This window comes from Asticcacaulis endophyticus, from assembly GCF_014652575.1.
In the GTDB taxonomy this organism is placed as follows: domain Bacteria; phylum Pseudomonadota; class Alphaproteobacteria; order Caulobacterales; family Caulobacteraceae; genus Asticcacaulis; species Asticcacaulis endophyticus.
In genome coordinates, this window is the sequence record NZ_BMZB01000001.1 from 1,258,765 (window position 1) to 1,279,163 (window position 20,399).

General features: G+C 58.1%; 18 protein-coding genes and 1 riboswitch. Of the genes, 8 read left to right on the forward strand and 10 right to left on the reverse strand.

Annotation, left to right across the window (positions count from 1 at the left end; all coding sequences use genetic code 11):
* Window positions 1–95: 95 nt before the first annotated feature.
* Window positions 96–497 carry a response regulator gene (locus IE102_RS05685; RefSeq protein WP_189485449.1) on the reverse strand — a complete coding sequence of 134 codons (402 nt, stop codon included), beginning with the start codon at window positions 495–497 and terminating at the stop codon, window positions 96–98.
* A 465-nt stretch (window positions 498–962) separates the two neighbouring features.
* Here IE102_RS05685 and IE102_RS05690 point away from each other — a divergent pair, with 465 nt between their 5' ends.
* Complete coding sequence (locus IE102_RS05690) at window positions 963–1,361, forward strand: acyl-CoA thioesterase (RefSeq protein WP_189485450.1); 399 nt, start codon at window positions 963–965, stop codon at window positions 1,359–1,361.
* Here IE102_RS05690 and IE102_RS05695 read toward each other — a convergent pair.
* Window positions 1,327–3,585, reverse strand: coding sequence for a bifunctional diguanylate cyclase/phosphodiesterase (locus IE102_RS05695; protein WP_189485451.1), 2,259 nt, complete (start codon window positions 3,583–3,585; stop codon window positions 1,327–1,329). The two genes, IE102_RS05690 and IE102_RS05695, sit on opposite strands and share 35 nt — an antisense overlap.
* A 188-nt stretch (window positions 3,586–3,773) precedes the next feature.
* Between IE102_RS05695 and IE102_RS05700 the strand changes: the two genes are divergently transcribed.
* Window positions 3,774–4,178 carry a YbaN family protein gene (locus IE102_RS05700; protein WP_229807577.1) on the forward strand — a complete coding sequence of 135 codons (405 nt, stop codon included), beginning with the start codon at window positions 3,774–3,776 and terminating at the stop codon, window positions 4,176–4,178.
* A 7-nt stretch (window positions 4,179–4,185) separates the two neighbouring features.
* On the opposite strand, the gene IE102_RS05705 is transcribed toward IE102_RS05700, so the two are convergent.
* From IE102_RS05705 to IE102_RS05715, 3 genes are read right to left on the reverse strand one after another with little or no spacing between them, the layout of a single operon-like run.
* Window positions 4,186–5,049 (reverse strand): isoaspartyl peptidase/L-asparaginase family protein, encoded by an 864-nt coding sequence (locus tag IE102_RS05705; protein ID WP_189485452.1) that lies wholly within the window; start codon window positions 5,047–5,049, stop codon window positions 4,186–4,188.
* Window positions 5,050–5,106: 57 nt separating this feature from the next.
* The gene (locus IE102_RS05710) at window positions 5,107–6,675 is read right to left on the reverse strand and encodes an ATP-binding cassette domain-containing protein (protein WP_189485453.1); all 1,569 of its coding nucleotides are present in this window, start codon (window positions 6,673–6,675) and stop codon (window positions 5,107–5,109) included.
* Complete coding sequence (locus tag IE102_RS05715; RefSeq protein ID WP_189485454.1) at window positions 6,672–8,360, reverse strand: ABC transporter ATP-binding protein/permease; 1,689 nt, start codon at window positions 8,358–8,360, stop codon at window positions 6,672–6,674. Before IE102_RS05715 ends, IE102_RS05710 begins: the two co-directional genes overlap by 4 nt.
* A 291-nt stretch (window positions 8,361–8,651) precedes the next feature.
* Between IE102_RS05715 and IE102_RS05720 the strand changes: the two genes are divergently transcribed.
* From IE102_RS05720 to cydX, 3 genes are all read left to right on the forward strand, one after another.
* Window positions 8,652–10,241: a cytochrome ubiquinol oxidase subunit I gene (locus IE102_RS05720; protein ID WP_189485455.1), complete on the forward strand. Its 1,590-nt coding sequence runs from the start codon at window positions 8,652–8,654 to the stop codon at window positions 10,239–10,241.
* A 23-nt stretch (window positions 10,242–10,264) separates the two neighbouring features.
* Complete coding sequence (gene cydB / locus IE102_RS05725) at window positions 10,265–11,413, forward strand: cytochrome d ubiquinol oxidase subunit II (RefSeq protein ID WP_189485456.1); 1,149 nt, start codon at window positions 10,265–10,267, stop codon at window positions 11,411–11,413.
* Window positions 11,414–11,484: 71 nt separating this feature from the next.
* Window positions 11,485–11,607, forward strand: coding sequence for a cytochrome bd-I oxidase subunit CydX (gene cydX / locus IE102_RS05730; RefSeq protein ID WP_189485457.1), 123 nt, complete (start codon window positions 11,485–11,487; stop codon window positions 11,605–11,607).
* A gap of 62 nt (window positions 11,608–11,669) precedes the next feature.
* Here the strand turns inward: cydX and IE102_RS05735 are convergent, their stop codons facing one another.
* Window positions 11,670–12,878, reverse strand: a complete 1,209-nt coding sequence (locus tag IE102_RS05735; RefSeq protein ID WP_189485458.1) for a polysaccharide biosynthesis protein — start codon at window positions 12,876–12,878, stop codon at window positions 11,670–11,672.
* A gap of 346 nt (window positions 12,879–13,224) precedes the next feature.
* Here IE102_RS05735 and IE102_RS05740 point away from each other — a divergent pair, with 346 nt between their 5' ends.
* Window positions 13,225–13,689 carry a molybdenum cofactor biosynthesis protein MoaE gene (locus IE102_RS05740; RefSeq protein ID WP_229807578.1) on the forward strand — a complete coding sequence of 155 codons (465 nt, stop codon included), beginning with the start codon at window positions 13,225–13,227 and terminating at the stop codon, window positions 13,687–13,689.
* On the forward strand, window positions 13,682–14,155 hold the full coding sequence (gene moaC, locus IE102_RS05745; RefSeq protein ID WP_189485459.1) for a cyclic pyranopterin monophosphate synthase MoaC: 474 nt from the start codon (window positions 13,682–13,684) through the stop codon (window positions 14,153–14,155). The genes IE102_RS05740 and moaC overlap by 8 nt, the downstream gene beginning before the upstream one ends.
* A gap of 236 nt (window positions 14,156–14,391) precedes the next feature.
* Here the strand turns inward: moaC and IE102_RS05750 are convergent, their stop codons facing one another.
* Window positions 14,392–16,233 carry a TonB-dependent receptor plug domain-containing protein gene (locus IE102_RS05750; protein WP_189485460.1) on the reverse strand — a complete coding sequence of 614 codons (1,842 nt, stop codon included), beginning with the start codon at window positions 16,231–16,233 and terminating at the stop codon, window positions 14,392–14,394.
* A 113-nt stretch (window positions 16,234–16,346) separates the two neighbouring features.
* Window positions 16,347–16,530: riboswitch (cobalamin riboswitch) on the reverse strand.
* Window positions 16,531–16,643: 113 nt separating this feature from the next.
* Here IE102_RS05750 and IE102_RS05755 point away from each other — a divergent pair.
* Window positions 16,644–17,546, forward strand: coding sequence for a DUF2608 domain-containing protein (locus IE102_RS05755; protein WP_189485461.1), 903 nt, complete (start codon window positions 16,644–16,646; stop codon window positions 17,544–17,546).
* Here the strand turns inward: IE102_RS05755 and IE102_RS05760 are convergent.
* Genes IE102_RS05760 through cysT form a run of 3 tightly spaced genes read right to left on the reverse strand, consistent with a single transcriptional unit; the run spans window position 17,543 to window position 20,368 of the window.
* Complete coding sequence (locus IE102_RS05760; RefSeq protein ID WP_189485462.1) at window positions 17,543–18,583, reverse strand: sulfate/molybdate ABC transporter ATP-binding protein; 1,041 nt, start codon at window positions 18,581–18,583, stop codon at window positions 17,543–17,545. The genes IE102_RS05755 and IE102_RS05760 overlap by 4 nt on opposite strands.
* A gap of 16 nt (window positions 18,584–18,599) precedes the next feature.
* On the reverse strand, window positions 18,600–19,445 hold the full coding sequence (gene cysW / locus IE102_RS05765) for a sulfate ABC transporter permease subunit CysW (RefSeq protein WP_189485463.1): 846 nt from the start codon (window positions 19,443–19,445) through the stop codon (window positions 18,600–18,602).
* The gene (gene cysT, locus IE102_RS05770; RefSeq protein WP_189485464.1) at window positions 19,442–20,368 is read right to left on the reverse strand and encodes a sulfate ABC transporter permease subunit CysT; all 927 of its coding nucleotides are present in this window, start codon (window positions 20,366–20,368) and stop codon (window positions 19,442–19,444) included. Before cysT ends, cysW begins: the two co-directional genes overlap by 4 nt.
* Window positions 20,369–20,399: the final 31 nt, after the last annotated feature.

The following is a 20,399-nucleotide window of genomic DNA, read 5'->3' on the forward strand; positions in this document are numbered from 1 at the left end:
ATGCGGGCGGCGGACACCACATCAAAACAAGACTATCCCTTTCAAGACAGCGTTATCAGCGGTGGAATGTATTCGGCTCCGGTTATCCGGCCAAGTTACCCGGCCAGAGCCAGGCCGTCCGTGTGACCAAACAGCATGTCGGGGATAAGCCGACACAAGGCATTGGCGCTGAGCGGACGGTGGAGGAAATGATCGCATCCGGCATCAAACAGGCGCTGGATGATCTGGCGCGACGGATCGGTTGTGGTCACGAGCGCCCTCGGTTTGACCTCAAGGCCGCTCATCCAGTCGAGGAGTCCCAGAGCATTGATCCGCGACGGCTGATGGTCGATCAGCACGGCACCATACGATTCGCCAGCCAGTAAAGCCTTGGCTTCGGTTTCGGAGCGGGCAATGTCGAAATCTGCCCCAAGGGCGGTCATCATATAGCGCACGAACACCAGATTGGCGTCGCAGTCATCAATGATCAGCAGTCGTGGAAGAGGGGCAGTGGTCACAGCCGTAATCCTTATGGGGAACAAAAGGTACGCTTGAACTGATCGTGAGGTATTCCAGAAAAATTAGCGGTTTTTATGGAAAGCCTTCACGCGATAAACAACATCCGTTGCACGGGGCCATGTACTCAGGGGGGGAGCGGTACATTGACCCCGCACAGGAACAAAGAAAAACGCCCTTTGCTCCATCAGAGACGCGCACTCATAACGTCTCAAACCGGATGTTCGCTTTATGGGGGAATTATCCGTGGACGTCATGTCACGTAGTTACGGGACACTGTATCCTTGAGGTTTTTTGAGCCTGTCAGACCGGATGTGGTATGATTTTATATGCACTAAATGTGAGCAAGTACCCAATGGGGCCGATTTAAGGTTTTGTTTTTATGAGTATCTTGCCCTTAAGGTATGTGCTCGCTATTTTGGCCAATCACTGGGTAAACTATGGTTTGTCCTTTACCGGAGATAGGTATGACCACTCACGACGCCGCACCGTTTGTTATCGAAATGAAGGTGCGTGATTCGGAATGTGACGCCCAAGGGGTGGTCAATAACGCCAATTATCTGGTCTATTGCGAACATGCGCGTCATGAATTTCTGGAGGCGCACGGGGTGCATTTCAAGGATCTGGTGGCGCGTAATATCTTCCTGATGGTGGCGCACATGGATCTGACGTTTCTGTCGCCACTCACCGGCGGAGAGCGGTTTGAAGTGGCCTCAACCGTTCAGCGCCACGGCCCGCGGGCACGGTTTGAACATGTCATCACGCGCTTGCCGGAACGGACCGTGTGTCTCAAAGCCCATGTCGATGTTATCTGTAAGATCGATGCCAAGCTTACGCGCGGAACATTTTTTGAGACGTTTGGCTGAGCGATGTTGAGGCGGGGTGGGCCCACAGCGACAGGTAGGACGCAATCGAAGCCTGCGGCATGGGCCGTCCGATCAGAAAGCCTTGGGCCTCGTCGCAGCCATTGCTGCGCAATATCTCAAGCTGGCTCTCGGTTTCGACCCCTTCGGCCAGTACCGGCACCCCGATAGCGTGACCCAGACCAATGACAGCCCGCACAATGGCCTTGGCGTGGCCGTTGCGCTCAAGGTCGCTGATGAAAGCGCGGTCGATCTTGATCTTGTCGAATGGGAAAATCTGCAGATAGCTGAGGGACGAATAGCCGGTGCCGAAATCGTCCATGGCGATGCTGACGCCCAGCATCTTAAGACGCCGCAGAATATGCAGCGCCCGGTCAGTATTCTGGATCAGCACGCCTTCGGTGACCTCCAGTTCCAGCCGTGACGGCGCAAGCCCTGTGCGAACCAGAACGTCATGGACATGATGGGCCAGATCGCCGTCAAATATCTGTAGCGGCGACAGGTTGACCGCGATGGTTAGCGGCGTGTCCCATGTGGCGGCTGTGGTGCAGGCTTCCTTCAGTATCCACTCGCCCAGAGGCACAATCAGCCCGGCCTCCTCGGCGATGGGGATGAAAATGTCTGGGGCGATGGCCCCAAACTCCGGGTGGTTCCAGCGCGCCAGCGCTTCAAATCCGATCAGGCTCTGATCACTCAGGCGCAGTTGCGGCTGATATGCCAGAGACAGGCCCAGAGGTGCCGCCTGATCGTCGCGACTTAAGGCTTCGCGCAGGTCGTGCTCAAGGCGCCGACGGTGATTGACGGCATCGGCCATGCTGGCGTCAAAGGCGCAGGCCCGGTTGCGGCCTTCACTCTTGGCGCGGTAAAGGGCCATGTCGGCATGGCGGATCAGAAGGTCGATATTGGCGGCATCCTGCGGGTAGAGCGCATAGCCCAGACTGGCGCTGACCATGCCGGCTGTCAGCGGGACGTGATCCATGATCGCGTTACGCACGGCGTGGATCAGATGCTCGGCGCGCAGCCTGGCATCTTCGGCAGACTTTACACCAGTCTGGAGCAGCATGAACTCATCCCCGCCAAGCCGGGCGATGACATCGGTCTTGCTGGAATGTTCGATCAGGGTGCGCGCTACGATTTTGAGCACATCATCACCGACCGGATGGCCCAGAGTGTCATTGACCTCCTTAAAGCGGTCGAGGTCGATGACATGCAGCGCCAGGGCTGATTTACGGCGGCGGGCGCGGATAGCCTCTTCGCTCAGGCGGCGCTGAAAAAAGGTGCGGTTGGGCAGGGCGGTTAAGGCGTCATGGTGGGCCAAAAACTGCAACCGGTCTTCATAGTCACGCTTTTCAAACGCCAGCGCACACAGGCGGGTGCAGATATCGACCATGCTCTGTATGAACGGTGTCAGGGTGATGGCGGTATGGCTATAAAAGGCAAAGGTGCCTGCCACGCGGCCGCACCTGTCCTTAACCGGTGTCGACCAGCAGGCATTGAAGCCCAGCGGCGCGACCAGTTGGGTATAGCCTTCCCATAACGGGTCGGTGGCGATGTCGTTGACCAGAACCGGCTCCCCGCGATAGGCCGAGGTGCCGCACGATCCGACTGACGGGCCGATTGCGGCACCGTTGAGGGCCTGTTTATAGCTGTCGGGCAAGTGCGGCCCGGCCAGAGGGCGGATGCGGCCATCTTGGTCAATCCGCTGGATCGACATGGTTATGCCGGGCAACAGCTCTTCGGCCTCAAGGCAGATCAGGGTCAGGATGTCGCTTAAGGCCTTGTCCTGAATCAAAGCCTCCAGCACCTTTTGTTGCAGGCTCTCGTACAACTTGCCATAGGTAATGTCGGTAACGGTGGCCACCAGCCACAGCTTGCCTGCGTCATCGCGAACCTTAGTGACGGAAAAGCCGCCCCAGATAGGGTGATGATCGCGGTTATAAAGCAGGACTTCGCCATCACATGAGGATTTGCGGCGCAGGGTTTTCAGAGCACTTTCAATCGCCCCGCGTGAAGCCAACTGATCACGGCACAGATCATAGATTGAGCGCTTAAGCAGGGTGCGTTGGTCAAGTCCGGTCAGGGCGGAAAAGGCGTTATTGGCGTAAACAAACCGTCCGCGCACATCCATGACGATAACGGCCACATGGGTCTGGTGGATCGCTCCGGCTATGAGGGCGGAGATACTAGCGGGAATAGTGTCGTGCGTATTCTGGCTCTGTCCGGTCATCGTCCCTGCCCGCTCAATCTGGTGTTCAGTATGCCATGACAGGTTGAATAAAATGATAAATGTTAAGCTTAACGGCCCCGGTGAAGCCGTACGTGCCCTTATGTCGCAGACGCGGATTGCGGCTTTCTTTCGCTTGGGACTCTGCTAAGGTGTGAGAATGAGTTGCACAAAGGGCGCTAAGGTTTGTCATGAGCGCTGATGATCCCACAAATCCGGCGGATAAGTACCGAATGACGCCTGCGCGCCTGATCTGGCTGGTGGGGGGGCTGGCCATGTTCGGGTTGGGGATTGTCGGCGCGTTTTTGCCACTGATGCCATCGACCATTTTTCTGATTATGGCGGTGTGGTGCTTTGGCAAGTCCTCGCCCCGGCTTGAGGCATGGCTGCTCAATCATCCTCGCTTTGGGCCGACCTTGCGCAACTGGCATGAGCGCAAGGCCATATCCCGTCCGGCCAAGGTCATGGCTGTGGGCGGCATGGCTGTTGGCTATGGCCTGTTCTACTGGGGCGCGCGACCGAATATTTACGTGGCTGCGGGTGTGTTGGTGGCTATGGCCGCCTGCGCGGTCTATGTGGCGACGCGGCCGGAATAAAAATAAATTAGAAGGCTTCCGACTGAATAGCCTCATCGCCGCTAAACCATGCCCGTTTCATCCCGGCTGAGCGGAACGGCACCTGTACTTCGCCGGTTCGGCTAACGCTGATCAGCCCGCCTTCGCCGCCAAAATCGACGACTTCTTGCAGGGCCGACGCTGTGGCATCGCGTAAAGACTGACCGGCCTTCAGGCGGTAGGCCACTTGCGCGGCGACCTGCGCGCGGATAAAATATTCGCCCTGACCGGTGCAGGAGACCGCGACATCACCATCCGCCCAGGTGCCTGAGCCAATGACCGGCGTGTCCCCGACCCGCCCCGGTAATTTGCCGAACACGCCTGCGGTTGAGGTGCCCGCCGCCAGATTTCCATACTGATCAAGGCACACGCAACCGACCGTGCCGTGGGCCAGAGTCCCCGGTGGGTGATTGGATTCAAACAATCCGGCGCGGGTGAAATAGCTTTCCGGATTGCTCAGGGCTTCAAAGCCTTGGCCCTGCGCAAACCGGCGTGCGCCGTCTCCGGCCAAAAAGACATGGGGGGTGCGCTCCATCACCGCGCGGGCGACATCGATCGGGTTGGCATAGCCCTGCAAGGCGGCCACCGCCCCGCAGCGCTTGTCCTTGCCGTCCATCAGGCTGGCATCCAGTTCAAACTCACCGTTGAGGTTGGGTGAGGCCCCCTTGCCCGCCACATAAAGCCCGGAATCTTCAAGGGCGTGCACGGTGTCGGTGACGACATCGAGCGCGGTTGCCCCGCCCATAAGCGCCGCGCGAGCGGTCTCAGCAATGGCGCGCATGTCAGCGATTTCGGCGCTATAGTCGCGGCCTGCCTTGGCACCGGCACCGCCGTGAAGGGCAAAAGCGATCATGATCATCTCCGGGATAGTCTCTGGTGAAACTGCCCTTATCCCTGTGCCTTTACGCGGTCAATCCATATTCAAAACATCACGGCACAGACGGCGGGGCGCAGGTTTATGGCTGATAAGGATCAGCCCGCGCGGTTCGGCGTTCAGCCGCGTCTCCAAGGCCTCAATCAGGCGGCTTTCGGTCTCAGCATCCAGCCCTTCGGTCGGTTCATCAAGGATCAGTATGGGCGCGTCCCGCAACAGGGCGCGGGCGATGCCGAGGCGCTTTTTCTCGCCGCCCGATAGCGTAACCCCGCCGTCACCAATCCATAGATCAAGGGCTTTTGACGTCAGTTGCGCATCGCTAAGCGCCGCGAACATCATCACGTCAAGCTCGGCCTTGGAGCGGGTTTTGAGGGCCTCGGCTGAGAACGCCATCTTGAGATTGTCTCGGATGGTGCCGTTGAGCGGTGTGGCATCCTGCGGGCTTAGGGCGAACAGGTTGCGGTCAAATTGGCCCATGTCCGCACCCACGGGCCGCAGCCCCATAAGCGTCTCAATCAGCCGGGTTTTCCCTGCCCCGGACGCACCGGAAATCAGCAGGCGGGTATCGCGGTTCAGTCGGAAACTTTGACCCTTAACGGTCAGCAGACAGTCGGTAAGGGGGGCATGGGTATCGGTGGTGCGCGGCATGGCCTGATCGTACAGATCAGCGACACGGGTTTCGGCGTCATCAAAAACACGCCTTTGGGCAAAGGCCTTGAGCAAGGGGGCTGAGCTTTCAAACCCGACTGTAACCGAAAGTGCCGCCAGCGCCAGCAGGGGCAGGTCATGACCGCGGTGGGTCAGAAACAGTACAGCCAGTGTCACCCCCATAGCCACCAGCGACACACTTTGGATCAGACCATCCAGAGATATCTGACTGGATTTTGCGACGGCCAGATCATGCTCACGCGCGGCCATGTCGGCCAAAAGGCGCTCGCTCAGGTCATAGGCGGCAATATCCGGCGTCAGAGGCAGAATCTCAAAGAACCGTTGCTTAAGACCGCCCATAATCGCCTGTTCGCGCTGGGCCTGATCCTTGCGGGCCGTTGTCTGCCCCAGCCACATACCCGCCCCAAGTGTCACCCCCAGACCTATGATGAAAATAACCGCAGCCCATGGTGACAGAAACAGGCAGAGCAGTATCGCCGCCATAATCCCGCCGATGGCCGAAGCGGGCGCACTCTGGGCCACCAGCCGGTTTTCCAGCACGGTGATATCCTGCACAAAACGCGCCGAGGTCTCACCACGGCTGAGTTTTAGGGTGTGGTGCGGATCAGCGGCGACGATGCGTGAAAACAGGTGTGGGCGCACAACCGCTAGAGCGCGCAAGGCCGCCGCATGGCCGCTGTAGCGTTCGACATAGCGCAAAAGCGTGCGTGCAATGGCCAGAAACCGGATGGCCGCACTCGGCAGCAGATAGTTGAACATCTGCATGGCCGCGCCACCGACAGCACCGGCCATCGCGGCCCCGGCCAGAAACCAGCCCGATACCCCCAAAAGGCAAACGGCGGCGACACTGACGGCGGCGGCACTTAAACCTGCGGTCATCAGATCGCTGCGGAACGGTCGGGTGGCCTGCTTGAAATAGGTCTTAAAGGCGCTCATAGCCGCACCACCTTATTTACCAGAGCCATCAGGGCGGGTGAGTGGGTCGCCATGATGACGGTGCGGCCCTTAAAGCCCCATTTAAGCGCTTTGATAATGTCTGCTTCGGCCTGAGCATCCAGATCGGCGGTCGGTTCATCCAGTATCAAAATCGGCGCGGGTTTCAGCAGCGCGCGCGCCAGCCCGATGCGGCGGCGCTCACCGCCCGACAGCCCCGATCCGCGCTCATCTAAGCGGTGGTCCAGCCCGTCCGTCCGTGAGGCAATGATGGCCGACACCCCGGTGATATCAAGCACAGCCTGCATGTCGGTATCATTTAACGCCGTGCTCGACAGCCGCAAATTGTCGCGGATCGTCCCCGCCACCATCGGCGTGTGCTGAGACATCCACGCAATCGACGGGGCAATGGTCGTGCCCGCCGTAAGTGGCGTTCCGCTGACCAAAATCTGACTATCAAAGGCCTCTGATGGATTAAGCAGGCGGCGCAGCAGGGTCGATTTGCCGGAGCCGGTATCGCCGGTTATGGCTATGACCTCACCGGGGGCTACCTCAAAGCTGACCGGCCCGATGCGGTAATCAGGATCATCCTCGAAACGGGCGACGACGTCCTCAAATCGGATGGTGGGCACGGTCGTCACTGGCATCACCGTGGCCGCATAATTCAGGCGCGGGGTGAGCTGTATCAGCCGCTCGGTCGCCGCCACGGCGGTTTGCTGATCATGATAGGCGGCACTGAGGCGGCGCATGGGCGCATAGACTTCGGGGCTTAGGGCCAGCGCAAAAAACGCCGCCGTAAAGGCATCTCCGCCCTTGAAATCCAGAACCTCCGCTACCGGAAAGGGCAGGAGTCCGAGCAGGGCAAAACCGCAATAGACCGCCACCAGCGCCACGCCAAGCGCGCTGAAAAACTCCAGAATCCCGGAGGCGGTAAAGGCGATTTTTAGCACACTTAAAGTGCGCTCGGACACTTCGCGGGCGGCGCGGTTGACGGCGGTGGTCTGGGCCGGGCCGTTGTCGAAGCTCAAGATCAGGGGCAAGGCGCGCATCCGATCGGCAAACAGGCTGGACAGGCGCGACAAGGCATCAAGCTGCTGGCGTGACTGGGCCGAAGTCGTCAGGCCCGACAGCGCCATCAGTGCGACAAAGGGAAGCAGTGTGCCCATCAGGATCAGCGCCGACAGCGGGCTCATCACCGCCACGACCGCAATCAGGATGAGGGGTGTGATCGCCGCCAGTGTGCGCGCGGGCAGAAAGCGGGCGTAGTATCCCTCCAGCGCTTCGGTATCTTCAAACAGTGACGTAAGTTTTACCGCGTGGGTTGAGGAAAGTCCTTGGCCGCGCAGCAGTCTTCCGGTAATATCCATACGAACTGTAAGGATAATGGCGCGCGCTGCCCTGTGGTTAAGTTTTTGAATTACATAGCCTAAAGCGGCTTTGGCGCAGAGGGACGCCACCAGAATCAGCACCGGCCCTAAAAGATGCGCTCCATCGGCACCATAAAGCCTTAAACCGCCCAGAATGGCGCTTAAGGCACCGGCAAATCCGACGGCAGCGGCCACGTCTAACAGGCTCAGCAGGGCCGCCAGACGTGACGGGCCTTTGGCCAGGGTTTGCCACTGTCTGAGGCATCTGGCGGGCGTTAGTTCCGGCGGGGGCGTAGCTGAGGTGCCCGTGGGGTGCGACATTTGGTTCCTGTATCTGGCGTGAGCTTACTGTTAGAGCGTTTTCGACGAAGTGGACGCCGGTTCGTCGTTAAAAAACGCGACAAACCAAAAACTTAGCGCGGACATTAGGGCGCTTCGGGTGGGCTGTTAAGTGATTTTGGCTCTCAAAAGCGTCGTGAAATTAGTCAAGCTGTCTGTACGTGTCTATTGTCATAAAGGTTTCACACGGATTTCGTGACACTATGCCGCATGACAGGAATACGATTTGTATAGGATAATTATCGGAATGTTGAACGGGCACGGGGGATTATTATGGATTTAAGTACCGTCGAGCTATCGCGTCTGCAGTTTGCTTTGACTGCGCTTTATCACTTCTTGTTTGTGCCGCTGACGCTCGGCCTGTCCTTCATGCTGGTCATCATGGAAAGCGTCTATGTGCTGACGCGCCGGGAAATCTGGCGGACCGTCACCCGTTTTTGGGGGACGCTGTTCGGGATCAACTTTGTGCTGGGCGTGGCTACGGGCCTGACCATGGAGTTCCAGTTCGGCACCAACTGGTCGTATTTTTCGCACTTTGTGGGCGACATCTTCGGGGCTCCGCTGGCGATCGAAGGGCTGATGGCTTTTTTCTTGGAGGCCACCTTTGTCGGCCTGATGTTCTTTGGCTGGGATAAGCTGTCGCGCGTCGGGCACCTGATGGTGACCTTTCTGGTGGCGTTGGGCACCAATCTTTCGGCCCTGTGGATTCTGATCGCCAATGGCTGGATGCAAAATCCGGTCGGATCAGAGTTCAATCCGGCGACCATGCGCATGGAAGTCAACGACTTCATGGCGGTGCTGTTTAACCCGATCGCTCAGGCCAAGTTCGTCCATACGGTATCGGCGGGCTATGTCTGTGCGGCGGTCTTTGTGCTCGGGGTCTCGGCCATTTACTTGTTGCAGGGCAAATGGGTCAGTGTCGCCAGGCGTTCCATGGCGGTGGCGGCAGCCTTTGGTCTGGCGTCCTCCCTGTCGGTGGTGGTTCTGGGCGATGAGTCAGGTTATGCCCTGACCGATAACCAGAAGATGAAACTGGCCGCGTTAGAGGCCATGTGGCACACCGAACCGGCACCGGCGGGTCTGACCCTGTTCGGCATCCCGAACATGCAGACCCAGCATACCGACTTGGAAATCAAGGTGCCTTTTGTTCTGGGGCTGATTTCGACCCGCAGTCTGGATCGCCCGGTGGTGGGTATCCTTGATCTGGTCGATCAGGCCGAAGGGCGTATTCGCTCGGGCATTCTGGCCTATGACGCGGTTGAAAAGCTCAAAGTCAATGAAACCGATATGGCCGCCCGTGCCCAGTTCGAAGCCCATAAGCGCGATCTGGGTTATGGCTATCTGCTGAAAAAATATGTCAGTGATCCGCGTACAGCGACCAATGAGCAGATTGTTGCGGCGTCACTGGATGTCATCCCCAACGTGCCGGTCATGTTCTGGACGTTCCGGGTTATGGCCGGCATCGGGGTGGCTATGATTGTCCTGTTTGCGGTAGCTTTTCTTTTGGTGTCGCTGCGTAAGGCCGAGCATACACGCTGGTTCCTGCGTCTGTGTGTGCTGGCTATGCCTCTGCCGTGGATTGCTATCGAAGCGGGCTGGATGCTGGCCGAAATCGGGCGTCAGCCTTGGGCCGTCGAAGGGGTTCTGCCGACCTTTATGGGCGCCTCAAGCCTGACCAAGTCGCAGATATGGATCACCATTATCGGCTTTACCCTGATGTACGGCGCGCTGGCGGTCATTGAGGTTAAGCTGCTGATCAAGACGATCAAAAAGGGCCCCTATCCGGCCAAGATGGGCCACATGCACGACGAAGCCGAAGCCAGCCCGCTTGAGGGCGGCAAAGGCGTCACCGGGCCCGCTTAAACAGATATTCAGGAAGAATAATCATGGAAATACCTTTAGATTTTGAAACCCTGCGCGTTATCTGGTGGGCTTTGATCGGCATACTCCTGATCGGGTTTGCCATCACCGATGGCCACGACATGGGGGTAACCGCCCTTCTGCCGTTTGTCGCTAAAACTGACGAAGAACGTCGCGCGGTCATCAATACGGTGTCAGCGACCTGGGAAGGCAATCAGGTCTGGTTCATCCTCGGTGGCGGGGCCATCTTTGCGGCTTGGCCCTTTGTCTATGCGGTCAGTTTCTCCGGTTTTTATCTGGCGATGTTCGTGGTGCTGATGTCCATGATCCTGCGGCCGGTGGGCTTTAAGTACCGCTCTAAGCGGCCCGAAAAGGCGTGGCGGCGCAACTGGGACTGGGCGCTGTTCATCGGTGGATTCGTACCGACGCTTGTTTTTGGTGTGGCCATTGGCAACGTGCTGAGTGGTGCACCCTTCCGCCTCGACAGCGATCTGCGCATTACCTATGAGGGCGGTCTTTTGGGGCTGTTTACGCCGTTCACCGTTTTGTGCGGCCTGACCTCGGTGGCGATGGTGGTCCTGCAAGGGGCGACCTGGCTTGGCCTTAAGCTGGAGCGCGGCGAGGTTCACAAACGTTCTATGAAGTTCGGTTTTGTGGCCGGGATCGCGGTGATCGTTTTGTTTGCGCTAGGCTTTGTGTTCTTGAAGTTCGGTAATATTGGCTATCAGGTGGTCGGTGATGTGGCCGCGGGCGGCGTCTCCAACCCACGCCGCGCCGAGGTTGTCCCGATGGCGGGCGGCTGGCTTACCAACTATGCCACCTATCCGTGGATGTGGATCGCGCCAATTGTGGGCTTTGCTGGCCCGGTGCTGGCGCTGGTGGGGCTCAAACTTAAATCAGAGCCTTTGGCTTTTGGCGGATCATCGTTTGGGATTTTCGGGATCATTGGTTCCGTTGGCGCGTCAATGTTCCCGATCATCCTGCCGTCGACCCTGGATGCCAAGTCAAGCCTTCTGGTGTGGACGGCGTCCAGTTCGCACCTGACTTTGTTTATCATGCTGGGGGTGACGCTGGTCTTTTTGCCGATCGTGCTGGCCTACACGGCATGGGTTTACAAGGTTCTGTTTGGCCGGGTAGGGATCGAGAACATCAGAACGAACCCGGATATGTATTAAGATCATGGGGGAAATAACTTTCCCCCATGTGCCCCCTTTGACTGCGGCGCGACCGGAACAGGAGAGATAAAATGTGGTATTTTACGTGGGTTTTGGGCTTGGGTCTGGCGGTGACCTTCGGCGTCCTCAACGGCATCTGGTTTGAGTTTCTGACCGAAGACGATCCTGATGCCGAAGACCCGTTTAAGGAGTGATCGGCGCGATCTGATCAAAAGCCTCGGAAATGATATTCCGGGGCTTTTATTATAAGTGTGGCCTACTCGGCGGCTGCGGTGAGATTTGCGTGCGGCCGGTGGATCTTGTTGACGAACGAAAACAGCAGGGATCGCACCAGATCATCCTCGGACTTAGAGGCAATCTGGAACAGCCGCTCCAGATCTTCCGGTTCAATAACGTGGGTTTCGTTCTGGCTGACGACCTCAAAAATGCCTGGCATGACCGGCGCTTGAGTCTCGTCAATATCGGTCAGGTCTTCGGTCAGTTTCTCACCATCACGCAGGCCGATGAACTTGATTTCGATGTCGCGTCCGGCCTTGAGGCCATAGAGTCGGATCATGCGCTTGGCCAGATCGACGATTCTTACCGGCGTGCCCATTTCAAGCACATAGAGGTTCGGCATATCGGCGCTGGATTTGGTGTTCTGTAAGGCAGCCTGCAGCACAAGCTGAACCGCCTCAAGGATCGTCATGAAAAAGCGTTCGGCCTTGGGGTCGGTGATGGTGATCGGGCCGCCACGCTCAATCTGGGCGCGGAACAGCGGCACGACCGAGCCTGTCGAGCCCAGCACATTGCCAAAACGCACGACGCAGGCCTGAGTGTAGGCCGACGACTTGAGGCCATTGTGGCGGATCAGATGTTCGGCCAGGCGCTTGGTCGCCCCCATTAGCGACGATGGAGCCACAGCCTTATCCGACGAAATCATGACCAGTTGCGCCACCTTGCAGGCATTGGCGACTTCGATCAGGTTCTGGGTGCCCAGCACATTGGTCAGCACGCCTTCGGATGGGTTCTGCTCAACCATCGGTACGTGCTTTAGCGCGGCGGCATGGAAAATAATGTCGGGACGCTCTGTCCGCACAACGCTCATCAGGCGGTCCTTGCGGCGGATGTCGCACAGGATCGCCCGCTTGGTCATGGCGAACTGGGCCTTGAGGCTTAAGCTCTGGTCGATGGAGTACAGCGCCAGTTCGGAATTTTCAACCAGACTTACGTGGGTGGCGCCCATGTCGGCGACCTGCTGGGCGATTTCCGAACCGATCGATCCGCCGGCGCCGGTAATCAGTATGCGTTTACCCTTATAGAATTCTTTAAGTTCACTCAGATCCAGACTGACCTGCGGGCGATGAAGGAGGTTCTTATAGGCAATTTGATCGTCAGCGGACGGGATGGTCAGACGCTGCGGCTTTTTTCCAAAAAAGGGTGTGGAGGCCAAAAGGCGCAACATCTGGAAATGCACAGGGCCCATCTAATCCAAACCGAAAAATAGTCTAACGAAAACAATCAGCACTCAAATTACGAAATCAGCCTATCATAGCAAGGGTAAATGACACTAATAAAATGCCTGATTTCGCCGATTTCGAAGCTTTCTGTGGTTTTTGTGTTTGATAATGAGAGCGCTTTGGGCGCAAATCTTGTTTAAAATAAGGAACTCATAAAAAATCTCAGGTTGTAAATGCTCAGGCGGGCATAAATCGCGTTTGCGTCACCAAATAAGCACAGAGTGCGATTCTTGCGGTGTTATAAAACCGCTTTTGCCTTTTGGGCCATTTCAGCGCTTTGCCTGCGCCAGAGGTCTCAGTTATGGTGCAAGCATGGATCATATGATTGTAAGACTGTTGCCGGAGGTTTTAGACAGCACCCACGCGTTTCGTGAGTTTTCCGATGGGGCGGCGGATGGTGCTATCGTCACCTTCACCGGCAAGGTGCGGCCAGCCGACAAAACGGGCGAAGCGGTCGATCATCTGTACCTCGACTGGTATCCCGGCATGACGGAGGCCAGTATGGAAGCGATTGCACATTCGGCCTGCGCGCGTTTTGATGTGGCGCGGGTCATGGTGCTGCATCGCTGCGGGCAGGTTCACGCGGGCGAAGATATTGTCTTTGTGGCCGCTGCCGCGGCTCACAGGCGAGCCGCGTTTGAGGCGGCGGATTACATGATGGACCGGCTGAAATCAGAAGCCGCGTTCTGGAAGCGCGAGCAGGGGGCGGGGGTGGAACGCTGGATCGAACCGACCGCCGCCGATCAGGCCGACAGGAAAAGGTGGGAAGATGAATAGCTTATCTCATATCGGCGGCGATGGCCGCGCGCACATGGTCGATGTGTCCGAAAAAGCCGCAACGGCGCGGGTCGCTACGGCGCGCGGGCGGCTGATCTGTGCGGCGCAGACTGTGGCGATTGTCCGTGACGGTAAGGCACCGAAAGGGGCCGTGATCACTACGGCTGAACTGGCCGGGATCATGGGCGCCAAGCGTACCGCCGATCTTATTCCGCTGTGTCACCCTCTGGCTTTGTCCAAGGTCGAGGTGAAAATCACGCCTACGGATGATGGGGCCGGTTTTGATATCGAAGCCATCGTGAAAACCACCGGCCCCACCGGGGTTGAGATGGAAGCGCTGACAGCGGTCAGTGTGGCAGGGCTGACGCTTTATGACATGCTCAAAGCCGTCGATAAGACCATGCGCCTGGAAGCGATCGAAGTCACGTCCAAGTCGGGTGGGAAGTCCGGCGACTGGACGGTCTGAACCGGTATAAAATTACGATTTCCAAACAATAAAAAGGCCTCACGGGAACCATGAGGCCTTTTTAATGGGAGGAGGAAAAAATAATTAAAAGAAAGGCTTAAGCTAAAAATTCCGCCATTATAAAGTTGACGGGACGCCTAATGGGTAGACCGGAGCCAAATAAAAAAGCCATAGGGAAAGCGCTCCCAACAGGCTTAACCACCGTTAAGCTTTAGCCTTTTCTTATGACACTATGACTACAGGCTGGCGCGAATGCCGAGCCACAAACGACGCCCGGTTGAGCCGTAGTTGGCTGCCGTTTCATAGTCTTCGTCAGTGGCGTTCTCAATGCGTCCAAAGACGCTGACCGTATCGTTCACGCGGTATGCGGCCCGCAGATCGACCAGAGTGTAGGCGTCCAGTTCGCGGGTGTTATAGATATTCTCAAACGACTTGCCGGCATAGCGCGCGGATGCACCGAGCGACAAGGCATCGGTTGCCTGCCAGTCAATATGGGCATTGGCCAGATGCTTAGGGGCGCGACCCAGATCGTTCTTATAGGTGAAGCTGTCCTTGGCATCGTCGCGGGCGATGATGTGGCTGTAGTTGCCGGATATCGACACCGCGTCACTCAGGTCGCGCGCGGCTTCCAGTTCGATGCCGTAGGCCTTGGTCCGGGCGATATTGCCATAGGTGAAGGTCGACATGTCATAGTCGATCTGGTTTTCGGTTTTGCGGCCAAAGAGAGACACGCCATAGCGGCCATTGTTGGCGCCGTAGACATCTACGCCGAAGTCGATATTAGTGGCCTCTTCGGGCTTCAACGCGACATTGCCCGACCAGCCGTCATAAAGCTGATAGAGGCTGGGGGCCTTAAAGCCCTGCCCCAGACTGGCGTGCAAAACCACGGCATCACTAAGCGCATAGGCAGCGGCGATCTGGCCGATGGTGTTGTCACCAAAGGTAGAGTGATCGTCGCGGCGGACGCTGGCGTTCAGGGTCAGGGCGTTGATATCCTGACGGACCTGCGCGAACAGGCCGTTGAGCGTTACCGATTTGACCAGGCCGGTGGTGATGATTTTAGAGCGCTCAGACGATGCCCCGAACACGAACTGGGTGGCTTCCGACAGTGAGAAGGTGCCGGTATAGTCATAGCTGGTCTGGCGACCCTCAAACGGATATGAGGTCGCATTGGCTAAATCCGAGGTCTCACGCTCGGTCTTGGTCTGGCTTATGGTGACGCTGTTTTTCAGGCGGCCCTCCAGCATCTGGTTGTAGTAACCGACGCTTGCCACACTTTCATCCTGCGTGCCAAAGTCGCGGGTATCGGCCAGAGAAAACGACGCATCATAGCCATCGAAATCATAGTCGCTTTCGGTGTGGCTCAGGCGCGCCCGCAAGCCCGATGTCTCAGTCAGGGCGTAGTTCAGGTAGCCGTTGAGGTGCTTTTGTTCAAAACCATCTTTTTCTGAGCCGGTACGCAGCGATGATACGCCTTCATCGTCGATATAGGCCCCGGACAGGCCCCAGGTCAGGCGATCCGCCTTGCCGCCGATTGAGGCGCGCGCGGTGACATAGTCGTCCAGTCCCTCAACCGATACACGCGCTTCGAATGGCTTTTTCGGGGTGCGGGTAGTGATGGCGACCACGCCGCCAATGGCCTGAGAGCCCCACAGGGTCGAGAGCGGCCCGCGCAGGACTTCGACGCGTTCGGCATCATTCAGGGCCAGCAAGCCAAGGTTTAGCCCGCCGCCGATTTGCGATGGATCGCCGAGTTTCACCCCGTCGATCAGGAACAGGCTCCGATCGCTTTCCGCGCCGCGAAAACGGGCGGTGTCGACCTGACCGGGGCCGCCGGTCTGGGCGATGGAAACTGACGGCGACTGGGCGATCAGGTCGCTGAGGAAAAGTTCCTGACGGGTCTCGATAGTGGCGGCATCAAACACAGTGACGCTCTGGCCGACCTTGGACAGGGCGACGGGCTCACGGGTCACGGTGACGACAACTTCGGTAATGTCTTCAGAGTGTGCGTGGCCGGCAACGGTCATCAGCGCCAGGGCCGACGCGGTGGTCATCGCGGCAATAAGGTAGGTTCGCATGGGTCGTATAGTCTTTCGCAGACGAAACAACAGCCACGGATCATCGATCCGCGCTGTCAAACATATCGCCGCTCAGGAAAGGCTCCCGCTCTTGTGACACACCCCGATCACGCAAAGGACGACAGCAAAGGGCAGGTCTCCTGACTTGCGCCTCAGACATTTGCGGCCGCCTTCCCGAAGTCACCCTCAGTGGCATATGGCCGAAAACTCAGCGCTTACAGTTGCGGGGACAGTCCGGGGATTTCACCCGGTTCCCTATTAAGCCGCTTTCGCGGCACCTCTTGCACGGCGGGGCCATTAGGCCGTTTGCGGGCGGGGGTCAAGGGTTTAGGTGCGATTTTGCGCGCTTAAGTCTTGACCCTGCGGGCATTTTCGGGTTTGCCAGAGGTATCTTATGAAACGAGGGCGTGATGAAAATTTGGGCAGGAATATGGACGGCGGCGTGGATCATGGCCTCAACTGTGGTTGCTCAGGCTGCGGGGTTTACCTCCATCACTGACCTGAAAGTCGCCACCGATCTGGCCCACAGTCTCAAGGCCGATAAATCAAAGCGCGTGCTGGTGGTGTTTGATATTGATGACACCCTGCTGACCGTGCCGGGCGATCTGGGCTCCGAAGGCTGGCTGGGCGGCAAGCTTGACGGGGCACAGGGTGAACAGCGCAACGTGATCCTTTATGAGCAGGCCCTGTGGCTGACCTTGGCGGGTCTGAAACCCACGCAGGATGACGGCCCGCAGCGGGTCCGCGACCTGCAATCGGCAGGGATTCCGGTCTATACCTTAAGCGCGCGCGGGTCCGAGTTACGCGGGGCGACCGAGCGGGCGCTGATGGCCGTTGGCTATGATTTTAGCGCAGCACCTGAATGTGTCAAACCGCTGTGTACCCGACGCGGACGTTTGGGAGATGACGAAATCCGCAAGGCCGCTCAAAAGCTCAAGGTCGCTTTGCCAGAGGGGCCGCACCGCGACATCACCGTATCTGACGGGATCATGCTGGCCGCCGGTCAGGACAAGGGCGTGATGGTTCAGCTTATGGCCGCGTCCATCAGCCGAAAGCCTTTCACCGATATCGTGTTTGTTGACGACAGCCGCCGCAATATCGATGATGTGGTGCGCGCCGCGACCACCACGTCGAAGATCACGTTCCACGTTTTCCGCTATGAGAAAATCTGGCCGCGTAACGTGGATTTGCATGACAGCCCGGCCCGGCTTAAGGCCGCCGATGCGCAATCTGACGCTATCCGCGCCAGCCTGTGCGCGGCGTTCGACAGTGTGTTGTGCGGCTATAGCTACGGGTTTGGACGCAGGGATTAATTCCCGAACACATAGACCTTGATCGGCTTGACATAGACCGTGTCGTTAAGTGCAAGGTCGCTGGCGTCGGAATCGTGGGCGTGCTGGGTCTCGAACACCGTGCCGTCCTCGCTTTGCAACTCAAGGCGCAGATTGGCACCCGCCGGCAGGATCGAAAGCACCTTACCCTTGAAACCCGGCCCGTCCTTGGACAGGTGAGCATCGAACGGCCGGAAACGAACCACTTGTGGGCCTGTCAATTCACCTGAGACCACCGCCGGGGCGGTAAAGCCATCGAATTTGGCCTCGGCGCCACTGACCGTCGCTGTGACCTGATTGTTGGTGCCGAGGAAATCGAACACGAAGCTGGAGGCCGGTTTGCGGTAAAGCTCAAGCGGTTTGCCGATTTGCTCGATCTGACCGTCTTTCAGCACCACCACGCGGTCGGCGAGGTCAAGGGCCTCTTCCTGATCATGGGTGACGAAGATCGTGGTCACGCCGGTTTCATCATGGATGCGGCGCAGCCAGCGGCGCAGATCCTTACGCACCAAGGCATCCAGCGCCCCAAACGGTTCATCCAGTAAAAGAATACGCGGCGAAATGGCCAGCGCGCGCGCCAGAGCGACCCGTTGACGCTGACCACCGGACAGTTGTGACGGGAAACGCTTGCCCAGATCCTCAAGCTGAATCAGCTTCAATAAGCTCTGAACCTTGGCCTTGATCTCGGCCTTTGATGGGCGGTCTTTCGACGGGCGGACATTGAGGCCAAAGGCGATGTTCTGCTCAACGGTCATGTGGCGGAACAGGGCGTAGGATTGAAACACCATGCCGATGCGGCGTTCGCGCGCGTTCAGCGCCAGATAGTCTTCGCCTTCAAAGGTCACGCTGCCGGAATCGGGCTGATCAAGACCGGCCAGCAGACGCAGCAGCGTGGTCTTACCGGACCCCGACGGGCCGAGCAAAGCGAGGAACTCACCCGAATGGGCCTCAAAAGACACATTGTCGAGGGCCGCGAAATCCGAGAAGCTTTTGGTGATGTTTTGAACGGTCAGGGACATACAGATTGAAACTTCTCTAGTGGCGTCTATGGGCGGCAAGCTCGTCGGCAAAGCGCCACTCAAGCAGGGTTTTAAGGATCAGGGTCACGATGGCCAGCCCTGCCAGAATCGACGCCGTGGCAAAGGCCGCGACCGTATTATATTCGTTATATAACACTTCGATATGCAGCGGCAGGGTGTTGGTCAGGCCGCGAATATGGCCGGAGACGATCGACACCGCCCCGAACTCACCCATGGCGCGGGCGGTACAGAGCAAAACGCCGTAGGTCAGGGCCCATTTGATGTTGGGCAGGGTAATGCGGAAGAACACATCCCAGCCGCGCGCGCCAAGCGTAACGGCGGCGATTTCTTCATCCGTGCCCTGATCCAGCATCAGCGGTATCAGTTCACGCGCCACGAACGGCAGGGTGACCAGCACGGTGGCGATGACAAGACCGGGCAAGGCAAAGACGATGCGGATATTATGGGCATCCAGCCATGCGCCGAACCATCCATGCGCGCCAAACAGCAGAATCCACACCAGACCCGAAATCACCGGCGACAGGGTAAACGGCAGATCAAGGACTGACAACAGCAAGCCCTTGCCCCTGAACTCAAAGCGCGTGATGCACCAGGCGGCCGCAATGCCGAATACAGCGTTCAATGGCACAGCGATGGCCGCCACCAGAAGGGTGAGTTTGATGGCGCTGATGGCGTCCGGTTCCAGTATGGCCGCAAGATAGGGCGCGACGCCAGTTCTGAACGCTTCAAACAGGACGTTGACCAACGGCAGTACGATAACCAGCGCGATCCAGAACAGGGCAAAGGCCAGAAGGGCGATGGCGGCCGGTGATTTGGGCGCTTCGGGAGCTTTGACTTTCATGCGCGGCCTCGGCGGGACAGGAGCACCTGAACAAAGTTGGTGACCAGCAGGATGGTGAACGACAGCGCCAGCATGGCGATAGCCACGGAGGCGGCCCCGGCATAATCAAATTCTTCGAGCTTGATGACGATCAACAGCGGCGAAATCTCGGAAATATAGGGCATATTACCCGCAATAAAGATGACCGAGCCATATTCGCCCACGGCCCGCGCGAACGCCAGCGAAAAGCCGGTGATCAGGGCCGGGGCCAATGACGGTAAAATCACTCTGATGGCGGTCTGCATAGGCGTGGCCCCCAGGGTCAGGGCGGCTTCTTCGACCTCGGCATCAAACTCAGCCAGAACCGGCTGAACTGAGCGCACCACAAACGGCAGGCCGATAAAGACCAGCGCGATAAAAATCCCGATCGGCGTATAGGCAATCTTGATGCCCATCGGGTCGAACAATGAGCCTACCCAACCATTGGGGGCGTAAAGGCTCGACAGCGACACACCGGCTACGGCGGTCGGCAGGGCAAACGGCAAATCGACAATGGCGTCGATAATCTTCTTGCCCGGAAACTCATAACGCGTCAGCACCCACGCTACGATAAGGCCTGCAAACAGATTGACCACGGCCGCCCAAAATGCGGTGGTAAAGCTCAATTGCAACGCCTTGAGCACCCGCTCATCGGTGACCGTGCGGATAAATCCGTCAAGCCCCGCTTCCCAAGGCCTGAGCACCAGCGCTACCAGCGGCAGCAACACGATCAGCGATAGATAGGTCAGCGTGATGCCTAATGACGCATGAAAGCCCGGCAGGACGTGCTGGGTTCGGTGGGTGGCCTTGGGCGGCTTAAAGCCTTCGGGTTTTATCTGATGCGCAGAACGCCCGTTTGTCTCCAAGCGGGCGTCTCCGGCAGATATAGGGCTGTCTGTCGTCATGGATTACAACGCTCACGAAAACGGGTGCCGT